The 19,688-nt window shown below is 45.3% G+C and carries 18 protein-coding genes; 2 read left to right on the top strand and 16 right to left on the bottom strand.

Going from position 1 to position 19,688, the window contains the following annotated elements; translation table 11 throughout:
- Positions 1 to 2: 2 nt before the first annotated feature.
- Genes eboE through ACRD7P_RS01315 form a run of 5 tightly spaced genes read right to left on the bottom strand, consistent with a single transcriptional unit; the run spans position 3 to position 5,016 of the window.
- Positions 3 to 1,193: a metabolite traffic protein EboE gene (eboE, locus tag ACRD7P_RS01295; RefSeq protein ID WP_430905656.1), complete on the bottom strand. Its 1,191-nt coding sequence runs from the start codon at positions 1,191 to 1,193 to the stop codon at positions 3 to 5.
- Entirely contained in the window at positions 1,190 to 2,344 is a 1,155-nt protein-coding gene (locus tag ACRD7P_RS01300; RefSeq protein ID WP_430905657.1) for a 3-dehydroquinate synthase, read from the bottom strand. The genes eboE and ACRD7P_RS01300 overlap by 4 nt, the downstream gene beginning before the upstream one ends.
- A gap of 9 nt (positions 2,345 to 2,353) precedes the next feature.
- Complete coding sequence (eboC, locus tag ACRD7P_RS01305; protein WP_430905658.1) at positions 2,354 to 3,247, bottom strand: UbiA-like protein EboC; 894 nt, start codon at positions 3,245 to 3,247, stop codon at positions 2,354 to 2,356.
- Positions 3,248 to 4,156 (bottom strand): TatD family hydrolase, encoded by a 909-nt coding sequence (locus ACRD7P_RS01310; protein WP_430905659.1) that lies wholly within the window; start codon positions 4,154 to 4,156, stop codon positions 3,248 to 3,250.
- Entirely contained in the window at positions 4,153 to 5,016 is an 864-nt protein-coding gene (locus ACRD7P_RS01315) for an EboA domain-containing protein (RefSeq protein WP_430905660.1), read from the bottom strand. Before ACRD7P_RS01315 ends, ACRD7P_RS01310 begins: the two co-directional genes overlap by 4 nt.
- A 145-nt stretch (positions 5,017 to 5,161) precedes the next feature.
- Between ACRD7P_RS01315 and ACRD7P_RS01320 the strand changes: the two genes are divergently transcribed.
- A complete protein-coding gene (locus ACRD7P_RS01320) occupies positions 5,162 to 5,743 on the top strand; it encodes a tRNA-(ms[2]io[6]A)-hydroxylase (protein WP_430905661.1) in 582 nt (193 codons plus the stop codon).
- 45 nt (positions 5,744 to 5,788) lie between these two features.
- Here the strand turns inward: ACRD7P_RS01320 and ppk1 are convergent, their stop codons facing one another.
- The 9 genes from ppk1 to rpsA form a co-directional block, all read right to left on the bottom strand.
- Entirely contained in the window at positions 5,789 to 7,855 is a 2,067-nt protein-coding gene (ppk1, locus tag ACRD7P_RS01325) for a polyphosphate kinase 1 (RefSeq protein ID WP_430905662.1), read from the bottom strand.
- Positions 7,855 to 8,340, bottom strand: a complete 486-nt coding sequence (locus ACRD7P_RS01330; RefSeq protein WP_430905663.1) for a SixA phosphatase family protein — start codon at positions 8,338 to 8,340, stop codon at positions 7,855 to 7,857. The genes ppk1 and ACRD7P_RS01330 overlap by 1 nt, the downstream gene beginning before the upstream one ends.
- 102 nt (positions 8,341 to 8,442) lie before the next feature.
- The gene (gene pdxH, locus ACRD7P_RS01335; protein ID WP_430905664.1) at positions 8,443 to 9,090 is read right to left on the bottom strand and encodes a pyridoxamine 5'-phosphate oxidase; all 648 of its coding nucleotides are present in this window, start codon (positions 9,088 to 9,090) and stop codon (positions 8,443 to 8,445) included.
- A gap of 406 nt (positions 9,091 to 9,496) precedes the next feature.
- Positions 9,497 to 10,414 (bottom strand): ribonuclease Z, encoded by a 918-nt coding sequence (locus tag ACRD7P_RS01340; RefSeq protein ID WP_430905665.1) that lies wholly within the window; start codon positions 10,412 to 10,414, stop codon positions 9,497 to 9,499.
- A 168-nt stretch (positions 10,415 to 10,582) separates the two neighbouring features.
- Positions 10,583 to 10,915: a ribonuclease Z gene (locus ACRD7P_RS01345; protein ID WP_430905666.1), complete on the bottom strand. Its 333-nt coding sequence runs from the start codon at positions 10,913 to 10,915 to the stop codon at positions 10,583 to 10,585.
- A 1-nt stretch (position 10,916) separates the two neighbouring features.
- Entirely contained in the window at positions 10,917 to 11,843 is a 927-nt protein-coding gene (locus tag ACRD7P_RS01350) for an aspartate carbamoyltransferase catalytic subunit (RefSeq protein WP_430905667.1), read from the bottom strand.
- 62 nt (positions 11,844 to 11,905) lie between these two features.
- The gene (gene pyrR / locus ACRD7P_RS01355) at positions 11,906 to 12,445 is read right to left on the bottom strand and encodes a bifunctional pyr operon transcriptional regulator/uracil phosphoribosyltransferase PyrR (protein ID WP_430905668.1); all 540 of its coding nucleotides are present in this window, start codon (positions 12,443 to 12,445) and stop codon (positions 11,906 to 11,908) included.
- A gap of 261 nt (positions 12,446 to 12,706) precedes the next feature.
- Entirely contained in the window at positions 12,707 to 13,138 is a 432-nt protein-coding gene (tnpA, locus tag ACRD7P_RS01360) for an IS200/IS605 family transposase (protein ID WP_430905669.1), read from the bottom strand.
- Positions 13,139 to 13,638: 500 nt separating this feature from the next.
- Positions 13,639 to 15,468, bottom strand: a complete 1,830-nt coding sequence (gene rpsA / locus ACRD7P_RS01365) for a 30S ribosomal protein S1 (RefSeq protein WP_430905670.1) — start codon at positions 15,466 to 15,468, stop codon at positions 13,639 to 13,641.
- A 263-nt stretch (positions 15,469 to 15,731) separates the two neighbouring features.
- On the opposite strand from rpsA, the gene ACRD7P_RS01370 reads away from it, so the two are divergent.
- Positions 15,732 to 16,112 carry a LysM peptidoglycan-binding domain-containing protein gene (locus ACRD7P_RS01370; protein ID WP_430905671.1) on the top strand — a complete coding sequence of 127 codons (381 nt, stop codon included), beginning with the start codon at positions 15,732 to 15,734 and terminating at the stop codon, positions 16,110 to 16,112.
- Positions 16,113 to 16,371: 259 nt separating this feature from the next.
- On the opposite strand, the gene cmk is transcribed toward ACRD7P_RS01370, so the two are convergent.
- Both cmk and lon read right to left on the bottom strand, forming a co-directional pair.
- Positions 16,372 to 17,061, bottom strand: a complete 690-nt coding sequence (gene cmk, locus ACRD7P_RS01375; protein ID WP_430905672.1) for a (d)CMP kinase — start codon at positions 17,059 to 17,061, stop codon at positions 16,372 to 16,374.
- Between the two features lie 82 nt (positions 17,062 to 17,143).
- The gene (gene lon, locus ACRD7P_RS01380) at positions 17,144 to 19,594 is read right to left on the bottom strand and encodes an endopeptidase La (RefSeq protein ID WP_430905673.1); all 2,451 of its coding nucleotides are present in this window, start codon (positions 19,592 to 19,594) and stop codon (positions 17,144 to 17,146) included.
- Between the last annotated feature and the right edge of the window lie 94 nt (positions 19,595 to 19,688).

Genomic DNA, 19,688 nt, shown 5'->3' on the forward strand with positions numbered 1-19,688 from the left:
TGCTATAGTCTTTCTTTTAACCAATCGATTTCTCGTACTATGGATGCCGATAGTTCCCGTTTTAATGCTTTCGGTAGTACCTCCCAGGTATAGGTCTCAACCTCCAAATGTTCGGAAACGGGATGCTCCCTTACATACGCAAGTACTTTTAAAATATGATCTTGAGTGGAATGCAATGCATCAAAACGTTCCAAAAAAATAGGCACATGAAAATGGGCCCGCAATTCGGTAAAAGCCTTTTTTTCTTGAAGTACCATCGGCAGGTCGTTATAGGTCGTTACCGTATCCCCTACTTTTTCGGTCACCTGATGCAGATAGGTGGGTTCATCAAATCGCGCCAACCCCTCCCAAATGGCGTCCTCGTTTTGTGCGTCGTACAAGATCTTTAATGCGGCACTCACCTGAATTTTACCAATGGCGATGCCTTGATCTTTCATCTTTTGAAAGGTGTACTCCGGTTCTTCAAAAGCCAAGGAAAAATGACAGATATCATAACAGAGCGTGATGTATCTTTTGATCAGTTTATGCGCGGCATCCTCGGGAATGCCCCGTTCGGTTTTGAGTACCTCAGCGGCGATCGGTAAAAGATAGGTATTATAAAAATGCACCACTTCCCCACTGTTCTCCAAGAGGCCATCGGGTTCCGGTTCGATATCCAAATGCAGGTACTGTTGTTTTTGCGTTTCAATGTCCAGCAGTTGCAGTACAATTTGCGCCAGATGCCCGGCCCCGCTCTCAAATGCCCTTTCGGTAGCTTCGGTAGTTGAAAACCAGTGCTTGTAGCTTATCGGGGAGGTAGAAATACCTCCGGACATTCCGCTAGGAAGCAATACCGAAAGCTGTTCAAAAAGCCGTTTTGTATAGGCAAGGCGCTCCGGCGTTGTCCAATCCGGGGCGTGTACGGTATCCTTTACCCGTTCTCCATGAAAATTACCATATGGAAACCCGTTCATGGTAAATACGTACAGCCCATTGGCATCCAGCCATTTTTTAAACTGTGCCATTCGGGTTTCGGTAAGTTCCTCGCTTGCTTTGTTCGATAACCGCAATCCCAACCCAAAAGGATGGTCTGGCGATACCTGTTCCTTTATTTTTGGGGCAAACTCCTTTAAACTGTTGAAGGTAGTTTCCCAATCGGTACCCGGGTGGATATTGGTGCAGTAACTGACGTGAAAGGTATCGTTTATTTTCATGGGTACCTGCTGTTCAAAAAGGTGACCGCCCGTTCCATTTGGGCCATATCGATACGATCGACATCGTGTTTTATTCCTATCCCTGTAATCAAAGTGATACAAAGTGTACCGCCCAAATGCTCCCGAAACTCCTGAATGCCCTTTAACAAGGTTTGTATTTCCGCAGCATCCGAAACGGGGATAGTCAAATCGAAACCGATGCGCTCCAACACGCCGAGTATGCGCTGTAACAGCGGTTCGGTCAATAAACCGGTCAAATGGGCATAGGTAACGTCCAAAGCGATGCCCTTTGCCACTGCTTCCCCATGCCGTAACCGGTATTGGGTCATTTGCTCCATTTTGTGTGCGGCCCAATGCCCAAAATCCAATGGCCGGGACGAACCGCTCTCAAAAGGATCTCCTCCTTGTGCAATATGCTGCATGTGCATTTCGGCACATCTATGGATCAGCAACTGCATGGTTTCCATATTGCGTTCCCGTAAGGCATCGGCCTTCTCTTCGATGAACTCAAAAAAACTACGGTCTTTGATCAAGGCTACCTTCACCGCCTCCGAAACACCGGCGATCCAATCGCGTTGTTCCAAGGTCGTCAAAAAATGACTGTCGTTTATAATGGCGTACGGCAGGGCGAACGTGCCCAAAAAATTCTTTTTTTGAAAACTGTTGATGCCGTTCTTCACCCCTACGGCCGCGTCGTTTTGTGCGAGTACCGTGGTCGGTATGCGTATGCACTTCACTCCCCTATGGGCAATGGTAGCGGCATACCCCACCATATCCACCAATGCCCCGCCACCGATACAGACCACAAAGGAATGGCGGTCGATATGGGCATCGTTGATGGCCGTTAGCACTGCATTGAGATGGGCGGTGTCATTTTTACTCGTCTCCCCTCCCGGTAAGGTCAGCACCTCGGTAAGCAACAGTGTCTTTTCAAAAAAACTGCAATACTCCCGAATAGAAACGATAAGGTCCGGATGGCGTGCCACCACCGCTTCGTCGATAACGAACAACAAGCGGTTTTGGGTGTCTTTTTTATAACGGGCCAGCACTTCATGGAACAACGGGTTGTCCTTGGAAAACAACTGTTCGGTGAAGTACAGCGTATATCGGTATTCTACGGCAAACGACTGTGCTATTGGTTTCAACTGCATACTGCAAACTTAAGTGACCGCAAAAAGTTTAGACAAGCCTACGGACAGGGGCCATAAAAGTAAAATAAGCAATCCATACCACCAAGGGGCAAACCCCACGGCAAAAGCGGCATCGAGTACAATTAACGATAATACGCCCGAAATGACCGCTTTTTTTATGTTTGTGGGCGTATTTTCCCGATAGGCCGCAACCAAAGGCCTATAGACCAACACGGCAAGCATAACCAAAAACAGGACCACTGGATACACTTTTCCCGAGACCAAAAATATACCTCCCACAACGCCCAAAACAACGATCCCATATAACGTTGCGGCCCATAGTAAATGCTTTTTATTGTTCCCATGTACTTCGCCCCTACTGATGAGGGTAATGGCAAAGATGTAGATCAGGGGAATACCCGCCAACCAATACAAATCGGGGATGTTTCCCAATAGGGACATTCCCAACACCAGATTTAGGCTTCTGCAAAAGCCCATATTCAAAGGGCCTAAAAAAGCGTGCTTTTTTGCCACCCCGTCATATAGCACTATGGAAAATGCCAGCGCTAAAGCGATAAAGCCACTGATACTATGTACCAAAAATGCACAGCCGATTCCTAAAATGAGCAATATGGCCCCAAAGCTACTTGCCGAACGCAGCGAAACCAATCCACTGGGTATCGGTCTTTCGGGCCGCTCCACAGCGTCCAACCGATGGTCGAAAACGTCGTTGAGGACTACACCGCCAGCATATAAAAGTATGGAAGCCAGCACCAGGCAACTTCCGGGAAACAGCAAATGGGAGGGTAACGTATCTGCTGAAAACATTCCGGCCAACGCCATTCCCGCAAAAATATCGGCCGCGGCCGTAGGCAGGTTTGCCGGTCGCGCCAAGCGAAAATATCCTTTTAGGACTGCATTCATTTAAACGATCTTGTCGGAACCTGTTTTGGGTTTTTGCCCCCGCAGTACGCTATTGTCATTGAACAGCTGCGTTTGGTCCACACCTTCGGGACGCAACCAATCGGATGCTTTCATTTTTCCGTTTTTACCAAAAATATCCAAAGCGTTTTGGTAGCAGGTCTTGACCACATCTTCCTTGGAAATTCCTTTTTGGAGCATGAGTCCGGCCGTTTTTGGCACTGCCAGCGGATCGCTTACGCCCCAATCGGCGGAACTATCCACAATAATGTTATCGCTTCCATAGGTTCGCACTACTTCTACCATGCGTTCGTTGCCCATTTTAGTTTTGGGATAAATCGTAAAGGCGGCGATAAACCCGCGATCCAATACGGCCTGTACGGTTTCTTCATTATTATGATCGATGACCACCATTCCCGGGTCGATGCCATGTTCCAAACATACTTCCATACTCCGTATGGTACCGGCCTTCTTATCGCGGTGCGGCGTATGTACTTGTACTACCATGTTCAGTTCCTTGGCCAACTCCAGCTGCATTCGAAAATACTTATCCTCCGCCGGGGTCTGATCGTCATATCCGATTTCCCCGATGGCCACTACATTTTCCTTGTGTACATATAACGGTAGTAACTCGATCACTTGTTCCGCCAAGGCCTCATTGTTCGCCTCTTTTGAGTTTAGCCCGATCGTGCAATAATGTTTGATACCAAACTGACTGGCCCTAAACGGTTCCCAACCGACCAAACTGCTGAAATAATCCTGAAAAGAGCCTACCTGTGTTCTCGGTTGGCCCAACCAGAACGAAGGTTCAATAATTGCGACCACTCCGGCCCTGGCCATGGCCTCATAGTCGTCGGTCGTGCGCGACGTCATGTGTACGTGCGGATCTATAAATCGTAAGTTCGTATTCATTCGTAAACGTTTAGTGTATCCCAGCTAACAGCATCGTTTGCTACTTGCTGTTGTATTTTAGGGTATTGTTGTAACAATATTGCAGCGGCTTTTTCCGAAGATTCCATACAACAGAGCGCTCCCGCCAATTGTTCCTTGGTATCGGGGCTGTTGAGCAGTCTTTTCATATCTTCCAGCAAGCGGTCGTCCAGAAAGTTACCGACCGGTTTCCAAAACAATGGATCGACTTTTCGTGATGCCGCCCAACGCTCGTGCGCATAATCGGAAATAATACGCGCCAGTTCACCATTTGCCCGTTCCTTAACGTCCGATATGACCGAAAGGTCCCGTTCCATAAACGCCGCCTTCAAATACATTTGATTCCATTCCTGGTCGTTAAAATATTGGGAAGGATAGGGATTGTGAGCGCTAATAGCATCAAAAACCGGTGCAATATTGGTCCGTAACGCTTCAACCGCAGCAGACCTGTAGGTTTCCGGTTCGGGCAACAATATCAAGAACTTTAAAAATGTGATGAGTTCCCCCGTATCGGCCACCTGAATGATCTGCGCTATTTTAGGGGCAAAAAAAGGAGTGTTCCCTTCCAAAACACCAATCAAAAGATACATTCGTGCCAGTTGTAAAGGTGTTGCCCCCTGTGCTTTCAAATAGGTACCTAATGGGTTTCGCGGAAAATCGATTTCCGCCTCCTTATCGGAAACTACCTTGCTTGCCACAAGGCTGTACCCTAAATAAAGATCCTTTGTAGCGGCATGGTCCACTACCGATGCTATGCGTTGTTGAAGCCATTCGAACGTATCGGGCTTCAAGCTACGCGTCAACAGGGTAGAAAGATTTTGGGAAATGTCGGTGAATTGCATACGTTATACGGTACCTTACGTTTTTTACCCGTTTGCTCAACTGCTGCAAAGCTACTTATAAATAAGCGATTTTAGGCTTGGAATGCCATATTTTCAAGCGGTAACTTTCCCATATTCTTCCTAATTTTACAAAAAAAGAAATCCAATGCTAGGCTTAAAATTACCGACCGACCCCAGATGGGTAGATTTAGTGGAAAAAAACATCGACGAGATTTTAACGGACCACGCCTATTGCGAACAAAAAGCGGCCAGTACGGCAATTTCACTCATTGTCAATTTTCCCGAATACCCTGAACTGGTAACGGAAATGGTAGCACTTTCAAGGGAAGAGATGGGCCATTTTAAAATGGTGCACGACCGTATTTTGGCCCGGGGTACCGTTTTGGGCCGTTATAGAAAGGATGAGTACGTTATCGCGCTTATGAAGTTTTTCCCAAAAGGGGGGAGCCGTACCGATCAATTGGTGCACCGGCTTTTATATGCAGCCATGATAGAAGCGCGCAGCTGTGAACGGTTTCGCCTGCTATCGGAACAATTGGCCGATAAGGACCTCGCCGAATTCTATCATAAACTTATGGTCAGCGAGGCAGGACATTATACCATGTTCCTAAAATTTGCAAGACAGTATGGCGACCGCGAAACGGTCGACCAAAAATGGGACGATTTGCTACGCTACGAAGCGGATATCATGAAAGACTTGGGCAAAAAAGAGACCATTCACGGATAAGCGTACTCCTCCGCACCAAATACGCTGCCTTTACAAATTCAAGCATCAGGATTTCAGCTGATCCCGGTAGTATTCATATTTTATGAATTGGGAACGAAGCTTTTTACCGCCATTCTTTTTGTATGCGTTGTCCTGGGCCTCATTGAATATTCGAGCTTTCACATTATCGTTCCATGAGATATCGAAAGTATCGAGCAGTTCCCGTTTTACATCCTCATCATATATCGGGCAGCCCACCTCTACCCTGTAGTCGATGTTCCTGGTCATCCAATCGGCGGAGGAGATATAGATTTTTGGGTTGCCACCATTGCCAAAGATGAACAGACGGGAGTGTTCCAAAAACTTGTCCACTACGCTAATGGCCTCTATATTGTCGCTCATGCCCTTTACTCCGGGTACCAAACAACAGATACCCCTAACGATCAACTTCACCTTTACCCCTGCCCTACTGGCCTCATACAGCTTATCGATCATCTTGTAGGAGGTAAAACTGTTCATTTTTATTTTTATATACGCTTCCTTACCTACAATGGCATTGGAGATTTCGTTATCGATCAGCTTTTCAAAAACCCGTTGGGTATAATGGGGCGAGACCACCAAATGTTTGTATTTGTGGATCTTATAAGTCGTTTCGAAAAAGTCGAACACCTTGTTCAGTTCTTTTAAAATGGCATCATGTGCCGTAAAAAGGGTATAATCGGTATAAATTCTTGCAGTAGACTCGTTAAAATTACCGGTACTGATAAAGCCATATCGTTTTAGGGCATTGCCCTCTTCCCTTTCGATGACGCATATTTTACTGTGTACTTTCAGTCCGGGAACACCAAAGATCAGTTTTACCCCTTCGTCCTGCAACTGTTCGGCGTATTGTATGTTGGCCTCCTCGTCAAAACGTGCCTGTAATTCTATTTGGACGGTCACCTGTTTGCCGTTTTTTACCGCGTTGATCAACGATGCCGCTACTTGGGAGTTGTTCGCCAAACGGTACACCGTAATCTTGATATTTTTTACCGTAGGATCTATGGCCGCCTCCCTTAAAAATTTAATGATGTAGGAGAAAGTATGGTACGGAGTGTACTGTAGGTAATCCTTTTTCGCGATCTGCTCAAAAATACTCCCCTCTAGCGACAACCCTTTTACAGGAAGGGCCGTAATTTTCTGGTATAACAGGTCGGTCCTTCCCAAACTTGGAAATCCCATATAGTCACGTCGATTGTGGTAACGCCCACCGGGAATCACACTATCGGTATCCTCTATGTTCATCTTTTCCTTTAAAAAGGAAAGGGTGTCCTTTTCGATGCCCTTATCGTAAACAAAACGCACCGGATCGCCTATTTTACGATCGGCGACACTTGCCGAAATCTTCTCGATAAAGCTCTTGCTCAAGTCGTTGTCCATATCGAGTTCCGCATCCCTCGTAATTTTGATCATATGGGCCGATATGGATGTATAGTCGAACATAGTGAAAATGCTGTCCAAACAATAGCGGATCAAATCGTCCAAGATGATAATGTAGTTTTTATCACCCTCTTTGGGGAGCACCACAAAACGATCGATCCCTTTTGGAATTTCTATGAGGGCGTACTTTTTTTCTACGGCTTCCTTTCCGGTACGCAGCAGCATTTTAATTGCCAAATAGGCCGCCGTATCCTTGAGGATCGGGAACTCGGCCAAATCGTTCAAGATGATGGTCATTAACTGTGGACTTACATTTTGTATAAAGTAGTCCTTTACAAAAGTGGCCTGCGGCTGCGAAAGTTCCGTTTCCCGCAGGATGAAAATATCTTGGGCCTCCAATTCCTTTTCGATATCCCCTAATATTTTAAGACTCTTGGTCTGTTGCCCGATACAGGTTTGGGTAATTTCCGCCAAAAGATCTTTGGCCGTTTCGCCCCCCAGGGCACTTTTCCCACTTTTTCCGGCTTCGACTATTCGTTTTACGGTAGCATAGCGTACTTTAAAAAATTCGTCGAGATTGTTTGAAAAAATCCCTAAAAAACGAAGTCTTTCGATCAGGGGTACATTTTTATCGGCACTTTCCTGCAAAACCCTTTCGTTAAAACGAAGCCAGCTGATCTCGCGATTGATGTATTGGTTTTTTGTTTTGATCATTATCGAATATGCTTTGGAAAAATTGTTTGAACCGTAGTTCCCTTTTCGACAGCGGACCAACTGTCGATATCAAATTTCAGTTGCACCAGACCACTGGTCGGCACATTGTCGATATAGGTACTCCCCAAGGCGTTCGCAATATGGGTAAAGGCATGGTTATGGCCAAAAAAGAGTACCGTCTTTTGAGACTCCGGTAGTTGTCGCAGTTGTTGTAGAACGGACTCGCCGGAAAAGTCGTAAAGCTGTTCCGAAATGGTCAACAATCGAAAATCGTACGACAGCTGTCGCATAAAGACCATACAGGTGTGCAAGGCGCGGTTGGCCGGACTGGAACATATGCCATCCATTGGTTCGCCCTTGTTGGCGAAATGTTGGGACACCAATAACGCATCGTTGATTCCCCTTTCGGATAGCGGGCGATCCCTATCGCTCACGCCGTACTCCCAAGAGGATTTTCCATGGCGTACCAAAATCAGCTGTTTCATAGACTACCTTCCTTTAACTATTTTGAACCTCATCGGCACGGTCGACGTACAATGGCTATAAGCGGATATGACCTGCCGTAATTTATGTGATACCGCTAAAGGCTACGGAGCCAGTCGCTCGCGTTGCCATTTACCAAGCGCTCCCGTTCGGAACCGTAACCGATCGTGTAACCTGTTGGGTCTTCCCTGCCAGAACTCCATGGAAACGGGCTTTACCACGTACCCTCCCCAGAAATCAGGTCTTTCCACAGGGCCGTCCAAATGGGTCTTTTCCAAGGCTTCCAATTCGTTTTCAAGGTATTCCCGAGACGGAATGACCGTACTCTGATCGGATACGAGTGCACCCAATTGGCTTCCTTTGGGTCGTGATTTAAAATAACTGTCGGACTGTGTGTCCGCAACCTTCTCCGCCGTTCCCTTAATAATGACCTGGCGTTCCAAATTCGGCCAAAAGAAGGAAAGACATACTTTTGGTTCGTTGGCAATGGCCATGCCTTTTTCACTGGAGTAATTGGTATAAAAAACAAATCCTTCGTCGGAAAACGCTTTTAATAGGACGATCCTACTCTTTGGAAAACCGTCGCTTCCCAAGGTGCTCAACGTCATGGCGTTCGGCTCTTCCACGCCTTTGGCCTCTTCCGTTTGTCGGAACCATTCTTGAAACAAGACCATAGGATCCTCGGGAGCCGTATGTTCCGTTAAGGCCTCCTTTTCATATGATTTTCTGTATGCGCCTAAATCCTTTTGCATCGTTTCCAATTCAATATTTAACATGACTAACAGTTGGTGATTCGATGGCGAAAAATCTAGTTTCGCCCGACCGACCATTAGTAACTTAACTTTCAAAGTTCATCAAAAATAAGGAACCTGTATCATAGTTTGTGCTAATAAAAAATTAAAGCTGTTTTAGGTATGAGAAATTCTACTACGGCCCGAAACTGCTTCAAAACGAAGCGTTTTACTATGCTTTCCGATTTTATTGCATTTTCTGCCCTCCGGACGAAGTTCTAATGCAGAAACCGGGTTAAAATTAGGTGGGAACCATAGCACCTGTCCAGGACCATTTGGAATGGCCCACATCGGTAGGGTCGACAATTTAATAAATTACAACACGACCGCATGGATTATGGTATTCTTGACCACTAATTCCCGACCGTTAAGAACCTTCAGGAAAATCGAAAAGTTTACCATCATCGCCGAGTACCACATTGGGAAACACGGTTTCCGCTTCCGTTTTAAAAGGGGCAATGGACTTGTACCGTGTGGAATAGTGCCCTAGGACCAAGGTACCCGCCCCGGCATCTTTTGCTATCGCTGCCGCTTGCATTGCCGTGGCGTGTTTTGTTTTGTCGGACAGGTGCGCCTCCGATTCCAAAAAAGTGGCTTCGTGGTATAGCACATCCACACCTTTGAGCTGTGGTACCAATTCGGGTTTGTAGGCAGTGTCGCTACAATACGCGTACGCCATCGGTTTTGGTGGGTCAAAGGTAAGCGCTTTATTGGGGACGAGCGTTCCGTCATCCAAAACAACATCCTTCCCGTTTTTTAAATTGCGAAAGTAGGCCTTATCCACCCCATAACGCTGCGCGGCATCGATGTTCAGCTTCCGTTCAGCCGGTTTTTCCCTAAAAAGAAATCCGTTCGTATATATCCTATGGTTCAGGGGTATGGTCTCCACCGAAACCTTTTCGTTCTCAAAAATCGTTTCCGGAACCGTATTGGTAAGTTCATGAAAGATCAGATGGTAATTCGTCCAAGAGTCGCCCAATTTTAAGAGTAATGTAATGGCCTCCTGTATTCCCTTTGGCCCATAAACATGCAACTCCTTTTTTCGGCCCAACAGCCTAAAGGTGGAAATAAGTCCGGGAAGACCAAAAAAGTGATCCCCATGCAGATGGGAGATAAAAATATGGTCGATCCTGGAAAACTTCACTTTATTTTTACGGAGCTGTACCTGTGTGCCTTCACCACAATCGATCAAAAACAATTGGTTGCGTATTTCCAATACCTGTGAAGAAGGGTTGGTCATCGTTCGGGGAGTGGCCGCATAGCAACCCATAATGTGTAACTTCATTCGTTTGGTCTTGTTAGTGTTGGGATTTGGTCAGGCCACGGTCCCTATGAACCCGAATCGGTTCGCCTGACGATAGTATTCCTACGCGATGATGGATACCGGAATATGGTGCTGCCAAAAATTTTAGGGGACCGCTTTTAATTTACGATCGCTATACCCAAGGGAACATCAAATGCCTAAATCCCTTTCGATCTCTTCCATCTCAATAATGTCCTTGGCCTCTTGGATGGTGGGTACCACGGTAATCGCATCGGGAACATCCTCATACCCCACCTTATCGGTTACCAAAACAAATGATTTTCCATTTGCCGTGTGCGTACGCGCGATGTCAAGAAATTCCAATACGTCCCCGGTTCCCAATTTTGAAAATGAAAAAAGATTGACGATAATATTATCGCTTTCCAGCTTTGGGTAAGCGGCGTTCAAATTTTCCAAAAAGGCGGGAATCGCTATATTTTCCTGTGAGACAACAGTGGTGTTGCCATTTTTATCAAAAATCATATTATTTTATTTTAGAGGCGAGCAGGTACATCACCGCCATACGAACCGCGACACCGTTTTCTACTTGGTCCAAGATAATGGACTGGTCGGAATCCGCTACCTCACTGGTAATTTCAACGCCCCGGTTGATCGGTCCGGGATGCATGATAACGATTTCCTTGTCCAAACTATCCAATACCGCCCTATTGACCCCAAACTGCTGGGTATACTCCCGTGTCGTAGGAAAATAACTGATGTCCAAACGTTCGTTCTGTATGCGCAACATGTTCGCTACATCGCACCAGTTCAATGCTTTTCTCAAATTGGTCTCCACCGTTACCCCAAGACTCTCGATATGCTTGGGCAATAATGTTTTTGGACCACAGACCTTCACTTCGGCACCTTGTAATTTTAGGGCAAAAATATTGGAGAGCGCCACCCGCGAATGCAGGATATCGCCCACGATCACCACCTTTTTCCCCGCTACATCGCCAAGACGCTCGCGAATCGAATACGAATCCAACAACGCTTGGGTAGGATGCTCGTGTGCTCCGTCTCCAGCGTTCACGATTGCCGCATTAACGTGTTTGGACAGAAATATTCCCGCTCCCGGGTTGGGATGCCGCATGACCACCATATCCACTTTCATGGACAAAATATTGTTCACCGTATCGATCAAGGTTTCCCCCTTTTTGACCGAGGACTGCGCTGCAGAAAAATTGATCACATCCGCGGAAAGCCGTTTCTGTGCCAGTTCAAAGGATAGTTTGGTACGGGTACTGTTCTCAAAAAAGATATTGGCAATGGTAATATCACGTAGGGAAGGGACTTTTTTGATCGCCCTATTGATCACTTCCTTAAAATTATCGGCAGTTTCAAAAATGAGCTGAATATCCGCTTCGTTCAGATATTTTATCCCTAACAAGTGTTTTACACTCAGTTCACTCATTTTTTTCGTCCGCTTTTGTATTCTAGTTGCTATTCCGTTCCCGTAGGAGCTGAATGGTTCTATTATCTATCGATCAAATGTATGGCATCCTCGCCATCGTTTTCTTCCCACATGACCTTCACCTTTTCGTCGTTAATGGCGTCCACCTGCCGGCCCCGATAGTTCGGCTGTATGGGCAAGTGCCTGCTGAACCTACGATCGATCAGCACCAACAGCTCAATTTCCGACGGTCTTCCAAAGGACTGTATGGCCGTAAGTGCCGCCCGGATGCTTCTTCCAGTGTACAATACATCGTCGATCAACACCACTTTTTTATCCTCTACCAAAAAATCGATCTTCGTTTGGTTCGCTGCCAAGGTCTTGTCTCCCCGTCTAAAATCGTCCCGATAAAAGGTAATGTCCAGAAAACCGATTTCAATCTCACGTACACCGTAGGATTCCCTTAAAATTTTGTTGAGCCGTTGCGCCACAAAAGTACCCCGGGGCTGCATGCCCACCAATACGGTATTCTTAAAATCGAGATGGTTTTCGAGTAGCTGACAGGCCAAACGGTGAAGTATAATGTTTATCTCTTTTGAGGAAAGCAATACTTTTTGACCCATGAATTGAACGATGCCTGAATTTAAAAAACAAAAATAGGGATTTCTGTACAATTATCCCTTGATACCGATAGATTCCGGCTTAGCGGGAGGGAAGGCGGGGTCAAGTTCAAGTTCAAATTCAAGCTCAAGTTCAAATTCAAGCTCAAGTTCAAGTTCAAGTGTCAAATTCAAATTCAAGCTCAAGTTCAAGTTCAAACTAAACCACTATGGACTAAAGTACCATAGGTTTTTAAATCCAACTAAAGTTAGCTGTTCGGAAGACTACTCCAGTATGAAAGCATCGGTATCGTTGCCGGACTTACGATGATGCTCCAAATACTCGTCCACCATTTTATCCGTTATATTGCCCGTGCTCCAACAGCCGAATCCTATAGCCCAGAAATGCCGGCCCCAATATTTCTTCTTCAGTATCGGGAATTCCATTTGAAGTTTCCTGGAACTTCGACCCTTTAGCTTCTTGACAAGCGTACTGATATCCTGGGACGGGCGATACTCCAAATGCATGTGGACATGGTCCTTACTTACCACACCTTTCAAAATGTCGGCCCCTTCCGCGTCACAGATCTCTATCAGGACCGCACGGCAACGCTTTTGCACATCTCCCACAAGGACAGAATATCGGTATTTCGTACTCCAGACTATATGCACCGAAAGACGAGAGACCGTATGTCCATTTACCCTTTGTTCCGACATAATGGCAAAAGTAGGTTTTTTTAGAAGCTAAAGCGAAATACACTAAAGTGCATAGGTTGAACTATTGCTGTGACCACTCAAATGTCAAATGTCAAATGTCAAATTCAAAACCAAAATTGCCGTTAACCGCTTTTTGCCAATTACTTTTTACTAACCACTTTTTACCGATCACGCATTGTTTATTGCTAATTGATATCATTGTTCATTGAATAAAGACCACTACGCTGAAAGAAAAAGGATAAACGACAAATTCAAGTTCAAGTGCCAAGTTCAAATTCAAACTCACACGCACTTTTCACTAACCACTTTTTACTAAATACTATGTACCGACTACTAACTACTAACACTGACTCACCAACTGAAAAAAATCCCCGTAGTACCGAAATTCGGAAACTACCACTTTCGAGCCCATATATCTTTTGAGAGCACTGAACATACTCCATAAAAAAAGTTCCCAACCTAAGGCTGGGAACTTTTTTGATATGAATAGTATTTCGGGCTTACTTTTTGCCTTCCATTTTATCCTTTAAGGCCTGCAGTTGTTCGTTGGCGTCACCGAGTGTCGGTTTCGCTTCGTCGCTACTGGCTTTGGCTCTCTTGACGGCAGCTTTTACGTTACGAGCTTCTTCTTCCCTAAAGATCGCGGTGTGACTGGCAACCACTCTCTTAAAGTCTTTATTGAACTCGATGATCTTAAACTCTGCTTCTTCGCCCTTACCAAGCTTTTTACCATCTTCTTTCTCCAAATGACGTTGCGGTACAAAAGCCGTAATATCCTCGTTGAAATCGATCGTAGCTCCTTTGTCCACGATTTCGGTAATCGCAGCTTTGTGAACCGTATCCAAAGCAAATTCCGCTTCGTACTTGTCCCAAGGATTCTCGGTAGTTTGCTTATGACCAAGACTTAACTTACGGCCATCAACATCCAATTCCAATACTTCCACCTCTAGCTTGTCGCCTACGGTTACGAACTCGGATGGATGCTTGATTTTCTTCGTCCATGAAAGGTCGGAGATGTAAATCAACCCATCGATACCTTCTTCCAACTCCACAAAAACACCGAAGTTGGTAAAGTTTCTAACAATACCGGTATGTTTGGAACCTACAGGATACTTAGAAGTAATATCGGTCCATGGATCTGGACTTAGTTGTTTTACGCCCAAGGACATTTTTCGGTCTTCGCGATCAAGGGTCAATACGACCGCTTCGATTTCGTCACCGACCTTAACAAAGTCCTGCGCGGAACGTAAATGCGTAGACCATGACATTTCGGATACGTGCACCAATCCTTCAACGCCTTCTACAACTTCGATAAATGCACCGTAATCCGCAATGACCACGACCTTACCTTTTACCTTGTCGCCAATTTTGATTTCATCGCTCAAGGCATCCCATGGATGTTTCTCCAATTGCTTCAATCCTAATTGGATTCTGGATTTGTTTTCGTCGAAATCCAAAATTACTACGTTCAATTTCTGATCCAGGTCGACCACCTCGTTCGGGTGATTGATCCTGCTCCAGGAAAGGTCGGTAATGTGGATCAATCCGTCTACACCACCCAAATCGATAAAGACTCCGTAAGAAGTAATGTTCTTTACAACACCTTCCAATACCTGGCCTTTTTCCAACTGGCTGATAATCTCTTTTTTCTGCTCTTCGATATCCGCTTCGATCAACGCTTTATGCGACACAACAACGTTCTTGAATTCGTGGTTGATCTTGACCACTTTGAATTCCATTGTTTTGTTCACGTACTGATCGTAATCCCGGATCGGTTTCACGTCGATCTGTGATCCCGGTAGGAACGCCTCGATACCAAAAACATCGACAATCATTCCCCCTTTGGTCCTGCACTTCACAAAACCACTGACTACCTCTTCGTTGTCATGTGCCTTGTTCACACGTTCCCAGGCCATAATGGTACGCGCCTTACGGTGCGATAATACCAATTGACCACTTTTATCTTCTCTGATGTCGATCAAAACTTCAACCTTGTCCCCTACACTTAGTCCTGGGTTGTATCGAAACTCGTTCAAAGAAATGACCCCTTCGGATTTCGCGTTAATGTCAATGATCGCTTCTCTGTCGGTAAGGTATACTACGGTACCCGTTACTACCTCCTCATCGGCGGTGTCGACAAAATTTTCTGCTACCAGTTTTTCGAACTCCTGAAGTTTGGTATCGTCTACGCGCTCGATTCCCTGCTCGTATTTTTCCCAATCAAAGTTTTCCAGAAATTCCTTTGGGTCCTGAACCGGAGCCGCTACTGCTTTTTCTTCTTGTGCCGGCGTAGTTTCCTCTACTTGGGCGGTGGTGTTTTCTTCAGCCATTTGCTGATTAATAATTTGTATTTCGAAATGTTACAAGGGTAAAACGGTACTTTCGAAAGCTGTTATATTTATTTCAATATCCTTTCCTTTTTCTCTTGATTATCCGTAAAAAAGGAGTGCAAAAGTACGGTTTTTTGGTCGATATACCAACATACCGGGCCGAAGCTTTTATCTTTTGTAGTATTTTAGCCATTTCAGGTTGAAATATGGCAATATTTAGTACCTTTAATTGCGAAATATTAACCAAATAAAAATAGACAACTATGAGCGTTAAAGCAAAGTACCAAGGCGTTTTGAATCTTGGAGAACAACTTGGGATAAAGAACGGTGACATTACCGAAGACGGTGGTGTGCTGAAAATCAAGGGAGAGGCAAATACACCTTATGAAAAGGATTTGTTATGGGACAAGATCAAAGAGCTGGGTGGTGAAAGCCCTTCGGATATCAAGGCCAACATCTCCGTTTCCGATAGCTCGGTATACCACAGACATACGGTTAAAAGTGGTGAATCATTAAGTAAAATTGCAAAACACTACTACGGTGACGCCATGAAGTACCAACAGATTTTTTCGGCGAACACCAATATTTTGAGCAATCCGGATGTTATACAGCCCGATCAAGTGCTCGTGATTCCAAATCCGTAATCGTTTGAGATATCGGCTAAGGCCGATGACATGATAAACAAAAAAGACGTGCTTTGCACGTCTTTTTTATTACCGTGGTTTTGAGCTTTTGGTTTAAACCGAAACTGACGGCTTTTGTGACTTTCTAAACCATTTTTTAATGTGAGTTCGACATCAAAATGATCATCATGATAAAATGAATGCTGTTAATCAGCATTTACCCTTTCATTTGGGTGCCTTTCATTTGTTTTGTTTGTCCAAAAGAAACGTTTAAACTACTTCATTGTGCCACAGTTTTGGCAATGATTCGTTGTGCAAAGTTGTAGATGCGTTCAAACTGTTCTTCCAGACCCATGTCCGTATTATCGAACTCTACGGCGTCCTCGGCCTTGCGCAAAGGGGAAACCTCCCGATTCGAATCGATATGGTCCCGCTTTTGAACATTGGCAAGCACATCGGCATAGGATACGTCCTCGCCTTTGTCCAACAGTTCCTTATACCTTCTTGCAGCCCGTGCGTCGGAAGAAGCGTTCATAAATATTTTAAGTTCGGCATCGGGAAAAACTACGGTACCGATATCCCTACCATCCATCACCACACCTTTTTCTTTTCCCATTTGCCGCTGTATGTCCACCAATTTATGGCGTACCTCTGCAATTTTGGAAATATCGCTCACATGCCTGGAAACCTCTAAAGTCCGTATCTCTTTTTCCACATTTTCGTTATTGAGATACATTTCGGCATCTTTTGAACGTTGGTTGAGCACAAACCGCAACGCAATATTGGGCAATGACGCTACCAACTCCCGAGGGTCCGTCAACAGTCCCTCCCGCATGGCATAAAGGGTAACGGCACGGTACATGGCCCCGGTATCGACATACAGATACCCCAACGACTTGGCCAATTGTTTCGCCAAGGTACTTTTACCCGTAGAGGAAAACCCGTCGATCGCTATGGTTATCTTTGCCATATTTCAAAAATAAGTAGAAAATACAGGAATTGTTCCATTTCACCCGGTTTCCCATATACTATTGCAACCGGACATTAACACCTTACAACTTTTTTGCGTTTTTTACTTTTTGTTTGGTTACGGCGATATCGATTACTTCGTGCATTTCGGATACATAATGAAACTGGAGCCCTTTTAAATATGTGGGCTTGATCTCCAAAATGTCACGTTCGTTATCCTTACAAAGGATCAACTCTTTGATCCGTGCCCTTTTGGCCGCCAGTATTTTTTCTTTGATACCTCCTACCGGCAGCACCTTGCCCCGCAAAGTGATTTCTCCTGTCATGGCAAGGCTCTTTTTCACTTTCTTTTGGGTAAATAGGGAAACCAATGACGTAAGCATGGTAATACCCGCACTTGGTCCATCCTTGGGTGTGGCCCCCTCCGGTACGTGAATGTGTACATTGTATTTTTCAAAAATGGTCGCATCGATACCGAACCGCTCCGCATTGGACTTGATGTATTCCAAAGCGATCGTGGCCGACTCTTTCATCACCTTTCCCAAATTTCCCGTAATGTTCAACGCGCCCTTGCCTTTGGACAGGATGGACTCTATAAATAGAATATCGCCCCCTACACTGGTCCATGCCAAGCCGGTAACGACACCTGCCACCTCGTTGTTCTCATATTTATCGCGTTCCAACCGGGCAGGTCCCAAAACTTTTTCTACCAGCGCGCTGGACACCTTTACCTCGTACTCCTCTTCTATGGCAATTGATTTTGCCGCATACCGGACCATTTTGGCGATTTGTTTTTCCAAGGTCCGTACCCCCGACTCCCTAGTATAGCCCTCAACTATTTTTTCCAGTTGGGGTTTTCCTATCTTCAAGTGCTTCGTATTAAGGCCGTGCTCTTCCAATTGTTTGGGAAGCAGGTGCCGCTTGGCGATTTCCACTTTTTCCTCAATGGTATACCCGGTAACATTGATGATTTCCATTCGATCCCGTAATGCGGGCTGTATAGAAGCCAAGCTGTTGGCCGTAGCGATGAACATTACCTTGGATAGGTCGTATCCCATTTCCAGAAAATTGTCGTGAAACGCTGCGTTCTGCTCGGGATCGAGCACTTCCAACATAGCGGATGATGGATCGCCCTGATGGCTATTGGACAGCTTATCGATCTCATCCAAGATAAACACCGGATTGGACGTTCCTGCCTTTTTAAGACTTTGCACGATTCGCCCGGGCATGGCACCAATATAGGTTTTGCGATGGCCCCGTATCTCGGCCTCGTCCCTTAGGCCTCCCAAACTCATCCGTACATATTCCCTTCCCAAGGCCTCGGCGACCGACTTGCCCAAAGAGGTCTTTCCCACTCCCGGAGGTCCGTACAAACAAAGAATAGGCGATTTCATGTCGTTTCTTAATTTCAGAACGGCCAAGTATTCGATGATTCTTTTCTTTACATCTTCCAGTCCGTAATGGTCCCTGTCCAGTATTTTTTGGGCTCTCTTGAGATCAAACTTGTCCTTGGAAAACTCGTTCCAAGGCAAATCCAAAAACAGGTCCAAGTAATTTCGCTGTATGGAATACTCGGCCACCTGAGGATTCATGCGCTGCATTTTCGAAAGCTCCTTATCAAAATGTTCGGATACCTTGTCGTCCCATTTTTTGTCCTTGGCCCGCTTGCGCATTTCCTCGATTTCTTCGTCGTACGAAACCCCACCCAGCTCTTCCTGTATGGTCTTCATCTGCTGGTGCAAAAAATACTCGCGCTGTTGCTGGTCCATATCATTGCGAACCTTGGATTGGATATCGTTCTTTAGCTCCAACTTTTGAAGTTCCACGTTCATATAGCGCAAGGTGGACAATGCCCGTTCCTGCAAACTTCCAATTTCCAACAAGCCCTGTTTTTCCGCCACCCCCAAGTTAAGGTTAGAGGAGATAAAGTTGATCAGAAAAGAGTTGCTCTGAATGTTTTTTATGGCAAAAGAAGCTTCACTGGGTATGTTGGGATTGTTTTTGATAATTTTTAACGACAGTTCCTTTATCGTTTCAATGATGGCCAAAAACTCCTTATCGTCCTCCGCTGGTCGGTCCTCTTTGGTATCCATCACGGTGGCGGTCATATAGGGTTTCCGCGTCAATACCTCGGCAATTTCAAACCGCTTTTTTCCCTGTATTATAACAGTGGTATTGCCATCGGGCATCTGCAGTACCCTTAGAATCTTGGCTACGGTGCCCAGGGTATTGATGTCCTTGATATCCGGGTTTTCGGTATCGGCATCCTTTTGGGAAACTACCCCTATTACCTTGGAACCATTGTTCGCGTCTTTTATAAGGTTGATGGACTTATCCCGCCCAGCGGTAATCGGTATTACCACTCCAGGAAAAAGTACTGTATTGCGCAACGGCAGTATAGGCAAAGTTTCCGGCAAACTTTCGTTGTTCATTTGTTCTTCATCTTCCGCCGTAAGCAACGGAATAAGTTCGGCATCTTCATCAAAGGTATCCAACGACATATTGTCAAAATTTGAAAATTTAGAATCTCCCATAACAATTTTTCGGTCAATCTGTCAGCTAAAGACAGTATCAGTTTATAATCTTTTTGTATTAATTGGTGTAAGCCTCCGCTAGCACTAGTGTTCA

The organism is Maribacter sp. 2-571, assembly GCF_050589625.1.
Taxonomy (GTDB): domain Bacteria; phylum Bacteroidota; class Bacteroidia; order Flavobacteriales; family Flavobacteriaceae; genus Pelagihabitans.

Excerpts from the sequence above, each read along its gene's own strand:
- eboE (WP_430905656.1), bottom strand. The coding sequence starts at position 1,193 with ATGAAAATAAACGATACCTTTCACGTCAGTTACTGCACCAATATCCAC.
- ACRD7P_RS01300 (WP_430905657.1), bottom strand. The coding sequence starts at position 2,344 with ATGCAGTTGAAACCAATAGCACAGTCGTTTGCCGTAGAATACCGATAT.
- eboC (WP_430905658.1), bottom strand. The coding sequence starts at position 3,247 with ATGAATGCAGTCCTAAAAGGATATTTTCGCTTGGCGCGACCGGCAAAC.
- ACRD7P_RS01310 (WP_430905659.1), bottom strand. The coding sequence starts at position 4,156 with ATGAATACGAACTTACGATTTATAGATCCGCACGTACACATGACGTCG.
- ACRD7P_RS01315 (WP_430905660.1), bottom strand. The coding sequence starts at position 5,016 with ATGCAATTCACCGACATTTCCCAAAATCTTTCTACCCTGTTGACGCGT.
- ACRD7P_RS01320 (WP_430905661.1), top strand. The coding sequence starts at position 5,162 with ATGCTAGGCTTAAAATTACCGACCGACCCCAGATGGGTAGATTTAGTG.
- ppk1 (WP_430905662.1), bottom strand. The coding sequence starts at position 7,855 with ATGATCAAAACAAAAAACCAATACATCAATCGCGAGATCAGCTGGCTT.
- ACRD7P_RS01330 (WP_430905663.1), bottom strand. The coding sequence starts at position 8,340 with ATGAAACAGCTGATTTTGGTACGCCATGGAAAATCCTCTTGGGAGTAC.
- pdxH (WP_430905664.1), bottom strand. The coding sequence starts at position 9,090 with ATGCAAAAGGATTTAGGCGCATACAGAAAATCATATGAAAAGGAGGCC.
- ACRD7P_RS01340 (WP_430905665.1), bottom strand. The coding sequence starts at position 10,414 with ATGAAGTTACACATTATGGGTTGCTATGCGGCCACTCCCCGAACGATG.
- ACRD7P_RS01345 (WP_430905666.1), bottom strand. The coding sequence starts at position 10,915 with ATGATTTTTGATAAAAATGGCAACACCACTGTTGTCTCACAGGAAAAT.
- ACRD7P_RS01350 (WP_430905667.1), bottom strand. The coding sequence starts at position 11,843 with ATGAGTGAACTGAGTGTAAAACACTTGTTAGGGATAAAATATCTGAAC.
- pyrR (WP_430905668.1), bottom strand. The coding sequence starts at position 12,445 with ATGGGTCAAAAAGTATTGCTTTCCTCAAAAGAGATAAACATTATACTT.
- tnpA (WP_430905669.1), bottom strand. The coding sequence starts at position 13,138 with ATGTCGGAACAAAGGGTAAATGGACATACGGTCTCTCGTCTTTCGGTG.
- rpsA (WP_430905670.1), bottom strand. The coding sequence starts at position 15,468 with ATGGCTGAAGAAAACACCACCGCCCAAGTAGAGGAAACTACGCCGGCA.
- ACRD7P_RS01370 (WP_430905671.1), top strand. The coding sequence starts at position 15,732 with ATGAGCGTTAAAGCAAAGTACCAAGGCGTTTTGAATCTTGGAGAACAA.
- cmk (WP_430905672.1), bottom strand. The coding sequence starts at position 17,061 with ATGGCAAAGATAACCATAGCGATCGACGGGTTTTCCTCTACGGGTAAA.
- lon (WP_430905673.1), bottom strand. The coding sequence starts at position 19,594 with ATGGGAGATTCTAAATTTTCAAATTTTGACAATATGTCGTTGGATACC.